This is a genomic window from Rhizobium sullae (genome assembly GCF_900169785.1).
GTDB classification, from domain to species: Bacteria; Pseudomonadota; Alphaproteobacteria; order Rhizobiales; family Rhizobiaceae; genus Rhizobium; species Rhizobium sullae.
Genome location: NZ_FWER01000002.1, coordinates 183,864 through 197,177, shown reverse-complemented (window position 1 = coordinate 197,177; position 13,314 = coordinate 183,864). Strand labels below are relative to the sequence as shown.

The following is a 13,314-nucleotide window of genomic DNA, read 5'->3' as shown; positions in this document are numbered from 1 at the left end:
GGAGCCATGCGGTCAAGTCTTCGGGCACTTTTACCGCTGCTCACTTGCCGATGGGGCGATGCTGGCCTATTCTTTCTGCACGCGGAGATTTCGAGACGTGATATTGCGGATTTCACCGAAAGGTCAGTGACCCTCACGAAGGAGATCCTCGACCATCTTGGTGTCAAACCCGGCGACGAGCTTGAACTTGAGCTCTTACCTGATCGAAAAGCTGTAGTCCGTGCTTGCAATCGACAGGTGAGCGTCGAAATTTCCTAGCCGACAATAATTGTCTAATTTAGAAAACTCCCTCTCATGTCATCAACGGGTGGATTTTCCGATGAGTGACAACGACGTTGCCATAAAGCCGAAAACGAAGGTCAAGCTGAAGCTGGATAAGCCGAAGCTCTACAAGGTTCTTCTTTTCAACGACGATTATACGCCGCGCGAATTTGTGGTCATGATCCTCAAGGCCGTCTTCCGGATGAGCGAGGAGACGGGTTACCGTGTGATGATGACGGCGCATAAAATGGGCTCCAGCGTGGTCGTCGTCTGCGCCAAGGATATCGCCGAGACGAAGGTCAAGGAGGCGATGGATTATGCCAAGGAGGCGAGCTTCCCGCTGATGTTTACGGCCGAGCCGGAAGAGTAGCTACCGTTTCCAGTCTTCTGAAACCGCCATCCGTCAAATCGCGCTGGATTTGCGATCGATGACAAAGACCTCGCGGTTCATTGCCAGTTCAGGCTTCGTGGCTGAACCTATAGTGATGGAAGGAGAAGCAGATGCGCACCCAACTCGTCCTATTTGCTGCCATGGCGATGACGACCAGCCTGGCGGAGGCCGGGAGCCAATCGTCGAATACGAGCTCGAACAGCTCTTCCAATAACGGTGTCGTGCGCGAGCGGGTTGTCGATACCTATTGCGAAGACGGCCGAAGACGGCTGAAGACGGCTGAAGACTCCTATTGCGAGCGCTACGTTTTGCGTCGGGTCTATCGCGACGACTGGCGGAGTGGCCATGAGGGCAACCGGCGCTAGGCAGGCGCCATTACGATGATGACGATTGACCTCAGTGCAGCCTGAAGCTTGTCGTTCAATCCAGGGTATTCGGGGTGGCTGCTTCTGGCGAAAAATCGCCCACGCGGCCCACCGAATGCATAAATCCCTTTGATCAGCCAGGGCGCCTGATCTGACAGCCGGTCTTATCCCGCATGAAACCACAGTTTTCATAGAAACGCAGGGTCTCAGGGTTCTTTGAACCGGCGAGGAGCATCACTTTATAGCGATTCTCCTCCCAGGCCGTTGCGCAGGCGTGCCCCCGGTTGAGTGGGGATGGCCGCAAAGCGCTCGTTTGCCCGTGCCGGATCGATCACGGGATCATCGGGATTAAGGTGGCGGTAGGGATCAAGAAGCGCCAGTAGGTCGTCGGGGCCTGCGGACCTGATCAAGACATCTCGCTTCGGCATCTTGCCTACTCGCCTTTGTTTTGCCTACTCGCCTTTGTTGCCGAATATCTTCTTCAGCATCTCGGCCATGGGGCCGGTCGCGGGCAGCTTCGGCTGAGCCTGATTGCGTGCCTGATGGATGTGCGATTGCGCTGCCGGCTTTTTCTGCGGCTTCGGCTTCTCCTCCTCCTGCGCCTTGCCGCCGACGGCAAGGGCGAGCTTGTTCATCAGCTGCGAATCCTCTTTGCGCACAAGCATATCGGCATTGTCGGCAAGCGTTTCCAGAAGTACCTCCAGCCAGGTCTGGTCGGCCTTGGCGAAATCGCTGAGGACGTGGTGCTGCACCAGCTCCTTGACGCCAGGGTGACCGATGCCGAGGCGCAAGCGCCGGTACTCCTTGCCGCAATGCGCGTCGAGCGACCGGATGCCGTTATGGCCGCCATTGCCGCCGCCGGTCTTCAGTCGGGCTTTGCCGGGAGGGAGGTCCAGTTCGTCATAAATGGCAACGAGATCAGCGGGCTGCAGCTTGTAGAAGCGCATCGCTTCGCCGACGGCCTCGCCCGAAAGGTTCATGTAGGTCTGCGGCTTGATCAACAGCACCTTTTCGCCACCAAGCTCGCCTTCCGAAATTTCCGCCTTGAACTTCTTGGACCAGGGCGAGAAGTTGTGACGCCGGTGAATGGCGTCGGCTGCCATGAAGCCGATATTGTGACGGTTTCGGGCATATTTGCTTCCGGGATTGCCGAGACCCGCGATGATCAGCATTGGCAGTCCGCTCCTTCAATACTTCGCCCGTTTCACCACCGCGAAACGGGCGGGAAGTCAAGCGCAAAGGCAAGGCGCGGCGTCAGTTGCCGAGGTTCAGTCCGTACTTCAGGAAAATCTCTTTCTGGGTACCGTCGGCGATCAGCTTGTCGAGTGCGGCCTGCATCCTGGCTTGCAGATCGGATGGAAAATCCTTGTGGCAGGCTATGCCCATCGGCTGCGAGGAGAGCATGGTCACCATCTCCACGGGTTGATCCGTCTTCAGCTTCTCGAAATAGATTTCCGAAATGGGCATCATGTCGATACGGCTGCCGAGAAGCTTGCGAAGCGTGGCATTGAAATCCGTCGCGACGTCAAGCTTGGTGAAGCCCTTCTCTCTTAGTACCATCTCGGTATAATCCTCGCGCTGCGTGCCGATGATATATTTCTTGGCCTCCTCAAGATCTTTTGCAACGACGCCCGATCCCTTCCGCGTGATCAGGATGTTGCGGTCGACGAGCAGCGGTTCGATCCATTTGAAGAGCGGATCGCGCAGCGCATTGTGCGCCGTGGCAAAGACGCAGGTCATGGGTTGCGATTGCGCAAGGCTATAGGCCCGGGCCCAGGGCAGCACCTCCATCGCATAGTCGATGCCGATATCAGCCATGATCTTTTCGACTTGTTCGACGGTCGCGCCTTTGATCGCCTTTCCATCACGATAGTTGAAGGGCGGGTACTCCTCGGTTGTGAAATTTACCGTCTGCGACCGTGCCGGCGCTGCGCAATGCAGCGCCAGAAGAGCAAGGAGCAGGAGCTTTTTCATCGCATTCCCTCCTTCGACGTGCAGATCACGAGGCGCGCGCCACCGCATTCGGCGCGTGTGTGAGTTCTTCGATCAATTTTTCGGCATTCTGCGGGCGATGGAAGAGGTAGCCCTGGCCGTAGTCAAGCCCCATCTGGTGGAGGGTGCGGCATTCTTCCTCTGTTTCAATGCCTTCTGCGATGACGGCGCAGCCCATCTTGTGCGACAACGTGGTGATGCCTTCGATAAGCATCCGGCTCTTGTGGCGGACGTCATCGTTCGCGTCGTTGATCGACCGCGTGAAGGACTGGTCGACCTTGATGATATCGACGGGGAAACGGTTGAGATAACTCAGCGACGAATACCCCGTGCCGAAATCATCTAGCGCGATGCGGCAGCCGAAGCGGCGTAGTTCGGTCACTACCATGCGGATCTGCGGGTTGTCGTGCATCAGTACGGCTTCCGTGATCTCGACGACGATTCGATCCGGACGGATGCCGTGTCGCCCGAGGAGTCCGGCGAGTCGGGAGGGCAGTGCGGTTTCGAACTGCAGCGGCGAGAAATTGATCGCAAGGTAGGCATCGTGCATCCCCGGAATCCGCGAAATCTGCGCTAGATGCCCGATTGCCTTTTCCATGATGACGTTTCCGACGCGGACAATCTTGGCGGTCTCCTCGGCGACGTGGATGATGCCAGCCGGGGACATAAGCCCTTTCTGCGGGTGATTGAGACGCAAGAGCGCTTCGAAGCCGGTAATGCGGCGGTCATCGAGGCCCACGATTGGCTGCAGATAGGCATCGAACCAATCCTCGGTGAGGCCGTTCTCGATGTGGCTTTCGATCTCGGCTCGGGCGCGGGCACTATCCAGCATGCCGTTGTCGAAGAGCTGCGATCCGTTCTTGCCGTCGCGCTTCTTTGCATACATCGCCATATCCGATTTCTGCAGCAGTTCGGCGGCATTCGATGCATGGCGCGGATAGATGGCGATGCCGACGCTGGCGCTCAGATGCAGGTCCGGTCCGAAAGGCTCCTCGAAGAGGGAGGCGATCTGTTCGCACATCGCCTTGGCGCGCTTCTCGCCATCCTTGGCCGGAAGCAGGATGGCGAACTCATCGCCGCCAAGGCGCGCTGCCTGGTCGGAGGGGGCAAGATGCGTGTTAAGCCGCTCCACGAGCTCGCGCAGCGCACGGTCGCCCTCGGCATGGCCGAGATTGTCGTTGATCCACTTGAAGCGGTCGAGGTCGACGAAGAGGCAGGCAACTTCCTGTCCCGCGGCATCGGCTTCGGCAATCTTGACGTCGAGCGCGGCCTCGAAGCCTTGGCGGTTCAAAAGGCCGGTGAGATGATCGGTGATCGCCTGGCGGTGATTGCGGTCCTCGGAGGCCTTCAGTTCCGTTACATCGGTCATAACGGAGAGCGAGAGCTGGTTTGGCCCGGTGGCTGTCTTGGATTCCAGGATAAGCACATCCATCACATGGCCGCCGGCGCAGAGGAACTTGACGGTCACGTCGAGCGCCGCGCCGGTTTCCATCCCTGCCTTGCGATTTTGGAAGGCGTCGCGGGTGTCGGGCGTCACGAGTTCGGAAAATCTGCGTCCGGTGACGTCGGCCCTGCCGTAACCCGTTGCGACCAGCCAATAATCGCTGACCGCGGTGATGCGATCCTCGTTGTCCAGCGAGAAGAGCATGGCGGGCGTCAGGTTATAGATGTCGGTTGCGAGGCGGTGGGCGAGCTTCAGCTCCTTCTCCTCGCTCTCCAGTTTGGTCTGCATCTCGTTGAAGCTGCGGGCGAGGCGGCCCATCTCATCGCTCGATTGCCAATCGACATGATGGCGCGATCCGAGCTGGCGGGTAGCCTCGATGGCAGCGATGAGCCGCATGAGGGGCTGGATGACGAAGAGGCGGTTACCGATCAGCGCCGTGCCGAAGACGGTGAGCACAGCGAAGATGAAGATGGATATGAAGACGACTTCTTCATGCTTCAGGCCGGAAAATAGGCCGAGCTTTGGATAATAGACCGCGATGCTGCCAAGATTCTTCGGGCCGTTGACTGTGTTGTAGATGATGGCGCGGGAAACCTGAACGAGCTCGCCGTTGAAGGACTTCGGGATGGTCGACTGCGTAACATTGAGCTGGCTGGACTGATCACGGACCTCGACCTTCACAATGGCGCCCTGCGAAACCATCGTGGCGCTGATCTGGGTCACGCTGTCCTCGTCCAGATCCCAGAGCGGCTTTGCGAGCGCCTGGGAATTTGCGACCAGAAGAATGGAGATGTGGTCGCGTATTTCCTTGTCGGCGCGCTCGGAGGAAAGGAAAAGAAACAATACAAAAAGCGGAGCAACAAATATGAACAGCGCTCCGCAAACAATCGCAAAAAATCTGTTCTCAACGGAATTATTCATAGTTTCCGTTTTCTCCCCAGGCCTGAACTTCGGGGCCGTAGTGGCAAAGATGCAAGTATACAAATGCTCGGAGAATGCTTTCACGAATGTGTTAAATGTTGCTGAAGTAAGCTCGCGCCTAAATTGAAAAGGCCCGCCTTCAAGAGGAAAGCGGGCCTTATGATTACGAATTGGTGTATGCGGATTATGCTTCCGCTTCGCCTTCGCCTTCAGCCGGAGCTTCTTCTTCGACGCCAGCGGCCGGAGCAACGATCGTGGCGACCGTGAAGTCGCGGTCGATAACCGTGGTCACCCCCTTCGGCAGGGTGACTTCGGAGATATGGATGCTATCGCCGATCTTCTTACCGGTGAGGTCGATATTGAAGAATTCCGGGATCGCATCAGCCGGGCACTGAACTTCGATGGTGTGGCGAACGATGTTCAAAACGCCGCCGATCTTCACCTGCGACTTCTCTTCGTTGATGAAGTGAACCGGGATTTCGACGGTGACCTGCGTGTTGCCGGAGACGCGGAGGAAGTCCACGTGCATCATGAAGTCGCGAACCGGATCGCGCTGATAGTCCTTCGGCAGAACCTTGTACTTCTGGCCGCCGACGTCGATCGTCGCGACAGTGGTCATGAAACCACCGGCATGAATGCGCTTCGTCACCTCGTTGGTGTTGAGAGCGATAGAAATGGGGGCCTGCTTATCACCGTAGATGACAGCGGGAATCAAACCGTTGCGGCGAAGTTCACGGGCGGACCCCTTACCAACCCGTTCGCGCGCCTCGGCCTTGAGCTCGTAAGTTTCCTGGCTCATGGCTATTCCTTTCGAGGTTATTTGGAGAGTCTCCGCCAGGCATCAGCCTTCCGGTGACTGGAGGGGCGTTTAGGCCTACCTCATCCGCATTGCCTCCAAGGGTGTCTGCGCGGACGCGTGCGCTATAGTATAAGTGAAGCGGAAACGCAAGCTGACGCAACGTCTACATCTTGAGTTGCCGTCCATCGGGTGGCGGTTGCATTTTCTATGGATTGTTTAACCATCAAAGTACGTCACTCCTCGGAATTAAGGAATCCTACGCAGCGAGACAATAATGATGGAGCCGATATCAATGTTCGGTTTTTCTAAATGTTGCGCGTTATTTCCTGCATCACGGTCGAGCACAGCTTTGACGATCTTATATTTGCGACGATCATCTGCTTGCTTGGCTCGCTGCTCACGATGCGGCTGTTTACCAGGGCTCGTCGCACGCAGGGGCTTCAGAGGATCAACTGGCTATTCCTCTCCGGCTTCGTCGGCGGCTCGACCATCTGGACGACGCATTTCATCGCGATGCTCGGCTACCGCTCGCCGGTCATGAGCGGCTACGATCCCGGCCTGACGCTTCTCTCGCTGTTTATCGGCATGGTCGCGACGATGCTGGGCTTCACGATCGCTTCCATGTCGCAGAAGAGTGCGCTGATCGAAGCCGGCGGCGCCATCGTCGGGCTCGGCGTCGCGCTGGTGCACTACGTAGGTATTGCGGGATTTGAAGTCGGAGGCGATCTGGTGTGGCAGACGTCCTATGTCGCCGCCTCGCTTGTCTTTGCCGGTATCTTCGGGGCCGCCGCAACCAACCGCGTTGCCCGCCCTTTGACACGCTTTTGTAGACACGGCTCGGCCTTGGCGCTTTTTCTTGCGATCGTGCTGACGCATTTCACCGGCATGGCCGGCCTATCGATCATGCCGGATCCGTCCGCAGCGGTGCCGGCCGAATTGATATCCGTCGGTATCATGACCGGTCTGGTTGGTGCGATAATGGTGATCATCCTCGTGCTCGGCGCTTCGACTTACATCATCGATATGCAAACGACACAGGCCGCCGTCGCGCGTTATCGGCATCTGTCGCTGCACGACCCACTGACCAACCTGCCCAATCGCGCCGCATTCAACGAGCATTTGGCCAGCCTGATCAACAGGCCGAAGGACATGACGGCCCATATTGCCGTTCTCTCCTTCGATCTCGATCGCTTCAAGGAAATCAATGACGTTCACGGCCATGCGGCCGGCGACGCGGTTCTCCGCATCGTCGGCGCGCGCCTGCGCGGCATCATGCAGATGTCGCAGTTCGTGGCGCGTGTCGGCGGGGACGAATTCGTCGCCGTCATGGACGATTACTTCGTCCGGTCCGATGCTAGGGCGCTGGCGCAGCGTGTCCTCGATGAAATCGAGAGGCCGATCGCATGGGATGGCATTTCGCTTTCGGTCGGCTCCAGTGTCGGCATCTCGACCTATCCGGGGCAGGCCGAGACGATCGACGACCTTCTCTCACAGGCCGATATCGCGATGTACCGGGCGAAATCGACCGCAACCAACACCATCTGCTTCTATGATCCTTCGATGGACCAGGCTGCCCGTGACCGCAATGCGCTTGCGATCGAGATGCGCGAAGGCCTCAGGAGAAATGAGTTCGAGCTTTTCTACCAGCGGCAGAACGATACCGTCACACGCGCGGTTCTGGGCTTCGAGGCGCTATTGCGCTGGAACCATCCGGTACGCGGCAGCATCTCGCCGGTAGAGTTCATTCCGATAGCGGAGCGGACGGGCTTCATTCTGGAACTGGGCGAATGGGTTCTCCGCCGGGCGTGCCAGGAGGCGGCAGGCTGGAAGAATCCTCTGCGCATCGCCGTCAACGTCGCGCCGCAGCAGCTCAGCGACAACCGGTTGCCGCAGATCATCCACGAAATCCTCCTCGATACCGGGCTTGCCGCGTCACGCCTGGAAATCGAGATCACAGAATCCGGCATCCTTGCCGACCACCAGCACGCGCTGCATGCTATCCGGCGCCTGAAGGCGCTCGGCGTGAAGGTCGCGATGGACGACTACGGGACGGGTTATTCGTCGCTTTCGACGTTGCAGAGCTTTCCCTTCGACAAGATCAAGATCGACCGCTCCTTCGTGGATGGCATCGTAACCAACAAGCAGTCGGCCGCGATCGTTCGCTCGACGCTGATCCTCGCTGCAAGCCTCGACATCCCAGTGCTGGCCGAAGGCGTCGAGAACGAACAGCATATCGATTTCCTTCGCCGCGAGGGCTGCCTGCAAGTGCAAGGATTCCTTTTCGGCAAGCCGGTGCCGCGTTCGGGGATCGAGGAGATCGTTAACGCCGCACCTAAGGCAGAGGCTGAGACCTCGGTCGTCGAGGGGACGGCTGAGGAAGCGCGCCCGGGAGCCGCAGCCGCGGCCTGAGCAAAACATTCATCGCGCGCCAAGCCGGCTGGCTTGACATCCGGACGCGCGCATTCTCACATGGCCGCCGATCGATGCGGCGGAGGAGCACATCCATGCGGTACAGGCTGATCACGACGGCAAGCGCCGTTGTTCTCGGATTGATGACGGCAGTTCATGGCGCCGAGATCACCCAGGATGGCGCAAATGCCATCCGCGACAATCTCAACAACCTGCTGCCCGAGGACATTGCAAAGAGCGGTGTCGTGGCCGTCAATCCGGCTGGCACGCGTTACGAGATCATCTACGATCTGGCCAAGCTGCTTTCCAAGGTCAATCCGGCGGATTTCACGATCGGGGGCCTTAAGCCAATTTCGATGTTCGCCACGCCGCAGGACAACGGGCTCTGGAATGTCGAAGGCGACAATAGCTTGAACGTTTCCGGACATTTCAAGGGACCGGACCAGAAGCGCACCGAGTTCACCTATTCCATCGCCTCTCTGGCCTACACCTCCATCTTCGATCCGGCGATCAGCTATTTCCGCTCCGGCGACTTCAGTGCCAAGGATATCAAAGCCACGTCAGCGACCGATACCGAACAGGTCAACGTCAGCGTTGGCGACGTGAAATACAAGCTCACCTCCGCCGATAGCGCTGCCGGCAGGATGGACTTTGCGGTGAACGGCACTTTGACGGCCTTTGCCGAGCAGGTGAGCGGGAAGGAAATGCCGCCGGTCCACATCACTGCCGATGCCATCGATTTCGACGCCAGGGTCTATAGCCTGCCGGCGAAGGAGTTGAGGGACATTGTCGTCTTTGCGCTCGACCATGCCGAGGAAAAGCAGATCAGCAAGGAGAACGAGGAAAAGCTGAAGGCTATGCTGCGCGACGCTTTTCCCCTGATCTCTTCGCTCGAGGAAACCATCGATCTCCACAATTTGGCTGTCACAGGTGCTGCCGGTGGCGGCGGCGCGAAGAGCTTCGGTTATCGCCTGACAATCGACGGGCCGAGCGACGCGACACGGCTTGGCGTTGCAATGAATGCTGCCGACGTGACATTTGACAGCCCGATGGTTCCTGCCGCCTATTCCGCCTTCCTGCCGCAGGCAGTCGATGTGCAGTTCGGCATTCCGGATATGGATTTTGCGGCTTTCGGCGATGAATTCATGAAGCTCGATTTGACCAAGTCGCGGGAAGAAGGAGAGGACGCGGGCAAGAAGGCCGTGGAGCGGCTTTTCCGCGACGGGAAGTTTGTGATGGACTTTCCGAAGATCAGTGCCAAATCAGGCGTGTACGATATCGATATGTCCGCAAAGGTCGAGAGCCGCCTCGATGCCGGCAAGGATGAGTATGCGCTACAGGCCTCCATTCTGGCGCGCGACTACGACAAGACCATCGCCGCGGTCCAGGAACTCGCCAAGGCCAATCCCGAGCTCAATCAGGCGTCTTTCGGAATGTTAATGGTCAAGGGTTTCGCCAAGACCGACCCGGACGGCCGTCAGCGCTGGGACGTGACGGTCACCCCCGACGGTTCGGTGACGGTCAACGGCCAGCAGATCAAGGGGCCGGATAAGCCGGAATAATATTGCCGAACATCGGGCGGCAATTGCTTACCAAGGCGCTGATGTTGGAGACACTCGGCCGTGCCTCACGGGATAAGCCTGAAATGCTCGAACGAAACTGCATTGCCGATAGTCGAGCTTTGGCACGAGGCGGCGACGTTCGAACCTGCTCCGTCGATGAAGGCGCTAAATTATCCGCCTCATATAACTTTGGCGATTTACGAGGATTTCGTGCCTGATGAGAGCATCGGCGTGCTCTCCAGAATTTTTGTTACTCAGCCTGCAGTAACAGTGACCTTTTCAGGTATTCGTTATTTCCAAAACGAGTTCCTAGTATTATGGGCGCGTCCGGTATCGAATGACCGGCTGCTGCAGCTTCACGCGGCCATCCATAGCGAAATAGACCCGACACTCTGTCGTGAGTACTATCGCCGCAGTTGCTGGGAGCCTCATTGCACGATTGCTATGAAGATCCCCAGGTCCATGTTCGAGCCTGCCATCAATTGGGCAGAGCAAAAACGGGCCGAATTTTCCGTTACATTCGATGCGGTGGATATCGTGCGGTTTCCGCCGGTCGAAGTATTGAGCGAGGTCAGGTTGACTCCATAGTCACTGCTTCCGACGTTTTCAAATCGCTTTGGTAAGCGGCGAAGTTGCATGAGCGCCGATGATCAGAAGCGGCACTCGCCGCCGCTGATGATCCGGAAGCCTGCATTGCCTGCCTCGCAGGGGTTCGGGAAGGTCTGGGTCTGGCGGCCGCGCTGGCCGCAGACAGGCCTGTATTCCCGCGTGCAGATGCCGCCTGGGCGGCCTGGACCGTCAGGCCTGTCCGGGCGATCCGGCCAGTCGGGGCGGCCGGGACGATCCGGTTCGGGGCGCGGGAAGGGCGGCGGTTCGCGGCGGCATTCGCCGCGGCCGACGATCATGAAACCGCTGTTGCGGGCCTGGCACGCATTTCCGAAGGTTTGAAGCCGGCCGCCGCGTTCACCGCAGACCGGCGCATATTCCATGGTGCACATCTGCTGCTGGGCTGGCCACGGCCGGGGCGGCGGACGCGAATAACCAGGATCGACATCGACCGTGCAGGCGGAAAGCAGAGGAATCAGCGCGAGGAGCGCTAAGCGCTTCGAGCTTGCTGAATGTCTAGCTATCCTAATGATTTCCGTCATGTCGCTCCCCGTACAAAACTGAAGGCAGACTAGCGGATGAAGGCAAAAATACAACCCTGCCTATTTTTTACCGGCGAGCGAAACTCTCAGTCGAAGAGGCTGGAAACGGATTCTTCCTGACTGGTGCGGTTGATCGCTTCGCCGATGAGGGTCGCGGTCGTGATGACGCGGATATTATGCGCCGACTGGACGGCGGTGGTCGGCTGAATGGAGTCGGTGATCACCAGTTCGCGCAGCTTCGACGACGTGATGCGGGTGACCGCGCCACCGGAAAGAACGCCGTGGGTGATGTAGGCGGTGACGCTTGCAGCACCCTGGGCGAGAAGCGCATCGGCGGCGTTGCAGAGCGTGCCGCCGGAATCGACTATGTCGTCGATCAGCAGGCAATCCTTGCCTTCGACTTCGCCGATAATGTTCATGACTTCGGATTCACCCGGGCGGTCGCGGCGCTTGTCCACGATCGCCAGAAGACAGTCGAGGCGTTTGGCGAGCGAACGGGCGCGGACGACGCCGCCGACGTCCGGCGAAACGACCATGACGTTGCTGATGTCGTAATTGGCCTTGATGTCGCGCGTCAGCACCGGAACGGCGTAGAGGTTATCCGTCGGGATATCGAAGAAGCCCTGGATCTGGCCGGCATGCAGGTCGAGCGTCAGCACGCGGTCGGCGCCAGCCTCGGTGATGAGGTTGGCGACCAGCTTGGCGGAGATCGGCGTGCGCCCCGAGGCGCGGCGATCCTGGCGGGCATAACCGAAATAGGGAAGAACGGCCGTGATGCGGCGCGCGGACGAACGGCGCATCGCGTCGATCATGATGAGCAGTTCCATCAGATGATCGTTCGTCGGGAAGGAGGTTGACTGGACGACGAAGACGTCTTCGCCGCGGACGTTTTCCTGGATTTCGACGAAGATTTCCTGATCGGCAAATCTTCTGACGCTGGCCTTGCCCAAGGGCACATTGAGATAGGTGCAGATCGCTTCGGCGAGATGCCGGTTCGAATTGCCTGCGAAAACCTTCATTTTGGCCCGCCTGTTGTCCGCTGATAGCCGCGCTTTTTAGCCAGCTTGCTTCCGAATGCAAGCGCAAAGGCGCCACAGGCTTTGATATTTGTAAAAAGCCTGTTTCTAACCGTCGCGCGTCTGGCGCCACGAATTGAATTCGGTGATCGTTTTCGTGGCGATCTGCTGCATGACGGAGGCGGGAACGCCGGCCCAGGGATCCTGTGCCGCGGAAGGCACTTTTTCCTGTCCCTGGATGCGGTGCAGGCGGGCGCCACTGCCGTCGAGGATATCCCACACATAAACGACGGTCACGTCGCCCTCATCGGTAAAGGCGGAGAGGTAGCCCTTCAGGATATAGTCGCTGCTGGTGTCATTCGAACTCTTGATCGAGAGACCGTGCGAGCGCGCCTCGGCGCCAAGCTGGCGGGAAAGCGGCGTTACTGCCTGAACGGGAGCGCCGATAATCGGCAGGAAGCGGACGGTGCTGCCGCGGATTGCGGACGAGGCGGCAGGATCGATGGCGGCAACCTGTTGCGGCTGGCGGGCAGGGGCCCGATTGCCCATGTCTTCTTCTTCCGCCTGCGCATTGGAAACCGGTTCGGTAAGCGTCTGGCCTTCGGCAGGCTGCGGAGCGGCGGGGGACGCGCCGCGCCGGGCAAGGGCATCGGCCTGCTCCTGCATCGTCGTCGGGGGTACGCCGGGGCCGGATCTGGAGGTCTGATTGTTGTAGGCCGGGTGATAGCCGGCCTGGCGGGATTCGCCAGCAAAGGCCCGCTGTGGCTCGGCGCCTGCCATTCGTTCGACTTCGCGCTGGGTGACAGGTGAGGAACGACCCTTCGACGAGTCGCCGATATCGACTTGCGGCGTCAGCGCATCGGTGGTGTTGCAAGCGGAAAGCGCGGCCAGGCAGGCAAGGAGCATCGGCGCAGTCTGAACTCGCGTCATCGCTGTCGTCGTCCTTCCCTCGTTCGCATCAGCCCTGCTGATTTATGGGGGCGGGGGCTGTCCGCTGTCAATTCCG

12 protein-coding genes and 1 pseudogene are annotated in these 13,314 nt (G+C 58.9%); 5 read left to right on the top strand and 8 right to left on the bottom strand.

What is annotated here, in order from left to right:
- Window positions 1–319: 319 nt before the first annotated feature.
- Both clpS and BN1800_RS02820 read left to right on the top strand, forming a co-directional pair.
- Window positions 320–631, top strand: coding sequence for an ATP-dependent Clp protease adapter ClpS (gene clpS, locus BN1800_RS02825; RefSeq protein WP_027508365.1), 312 nt, complete (start codon window positions 320–322; stop codon window positions 629–631).
- Between the two features lie 131 nt (window positions 632–762).
- Window positions 763–1,017, top strand: a complete 255-nt coding sequence (locus BN1800_RS02820; RefSeq protein ID WP_244564423.1) for a hypothetical protein — start codon at window positions 763–765, stop codon at window positions 1,015–1,017.
- Window positions 1,018–1,150: 133 nt separating this feature from the next.
- Here the strand turns inward: BN1800_RS02820 and BN1800_RS02815 are convergent.
- From BN1800_RS02815 to BN1800_RS02795, 5 genes and pseudogenes are all read right to left on the bottom strand, one after another.
- Window positions 1,151–1,445, bottom strand: a pseudogene (locus tag BN1800_RS02815) (N-acetyltransferase).
- Between the two features lie 24 nt (window positions 1,446–1,469).
- Complete coding sequence (pth, locus tag BN1800_RS02810) at window positions 1,470–2,189, bottom strand: aminoacyl-tRNA hydrolase (protein WP_086994227.1); 720 nt, start codon at window positions 2,187–2,189, stop codon at window positions 1,470–1,472.
- Between the two features lie 82 nt (window positions 2,190–2,271).
- Complete coding sequence (locus tag BN1800_RS02805) at window positions 2,272–2,991, bottom strand: substrate-binding periplasmic protein (protein WP_027508368.1); 720 nt, start codon at window positions 2,989–2,991, stop codon at window positions 2,272–2,274.
- A gap of 25 nt (window positions 2,992–3,016) precedes the next feature.
- The gene (locus BN1800_RS02800; protein ID WP_086994225.1) at window positions 3,017–5,374 is read right to left on the bottom strand and encodes an EAL domain-containing protein; all 2,358 of its coding nucleotides are present in this window, start codon (window positions 5,372–5,374) and stop codon (window positions 3,017–3,019) included.
- A 184-nt stretch (window positions 5,375–5,558) separates the two neighbouring features.
- Entirely contained in the window at window positions 5,559–6,173 is a 615-nt protein-coding gene (locus BN1800_RS02795; protein ID WP_027508370.1) for a 50S ribosomal protein L25/general stress protein Ctc, read from the bottom strand.
- Window positions 6,174–6,482: 309 nt separating this feature from the next.
- Here BN1800_RS02795 and BN1800_RS02790 point away from each other — a divergent pair, with 309 nt between their 5' ends.
- The 3 genes from BN1800_RS02790 to BN1800_RS02780 all read left to right on the top strand — a co-directional run bounded on the left by BN1800_RS02790 (window position 6,483) and on the right by BN1800_RS02780 (window position 10,732).
- Window positions 6,483–8,582, top strand: coding sequence for a putative bifunctional diguanylate cyclase/phosphodiesterase (locus BN1800_RS02790; RefSeq protein WP_086994222.1), 2,100 nt, complete (start codon window positions 6,483–6,485; stop codon window positions 8,580–8,582).
- A 95-nt stretch (window positions 8,583–8,677) separates the two neighbouring features.
- Window positions 8,678–10,144, top strand: a complete 1,467-nt coding sequence (locus BN1800_RS02785; RefSeq protein ID WP_086994219.1) for a hypothetical protein — start codon at window positions 8,678–8,680, stop codon at window positions 10,142–10,144.
- A 102-nt stretch (window positions 10,145–10,246) separates the two neighbouring features.
- Window positions 10,247–10,732, top strand: a complete 486-nt coding sequence (locus BN1800_RS02780; RefSeq protein WP_342210295.1) for a 2'-5' RNA ligase family protein — start codon at window positions 10,247–10,249, stop codon at window positions 10,730–10,732.
- Between the two features lie 62 nt (window positions 10,733–10,794).
- Here the strand turns inward: BN1800_RS02780 and BN1800_RS02775 are convergent, their stop codons facing one another.
- The 3 genes from BN1800_RS02775 to BN1800_RS02765 all read right to left on the bottom strand — a co-directional run bounded on the left by BN1800_RS02775 (window position 10,795) and on the right by BN1800_RS02765 (window position 13,238).
- Complete coding sequence (locus BN1800_RS02775; RefSeq protein WP_063829582.1) at window positions 10,795–11,292, bottom strand: Kazal-type serine protease inhibitor family protein; 498 nt, start codon at window positions 11,290–11,292, stop codon at window positions 10,795–10,797.
- Between the two features lie 86 nt (window positions 11,293–11,378).
- Window positions 11,379–12,311: a ribose-phosphate pyrophosphokinase gene (locus BN1800_RS02770; RefSeq protein WP_027508417.1), complete on the bottom strand. Its 933-nt coding sequence runs from the start codon at window positions 12,309–12,311 to the stop codon at window positions 11,379–11,381.
- 105 nt (window positions 12,312–12,416) lie between these two features.
- A complete protein-coding gene (locus BN1800_RS02765; protein WP_027508418.1) occupies window positions 12,417–13,238 on the bottom strand; it encodes a hypothetical protein in 822 nt (273 codons plus the stop codon).
- Window positions 13,239–13,314 lie beyond the last annotated feature (76 nt).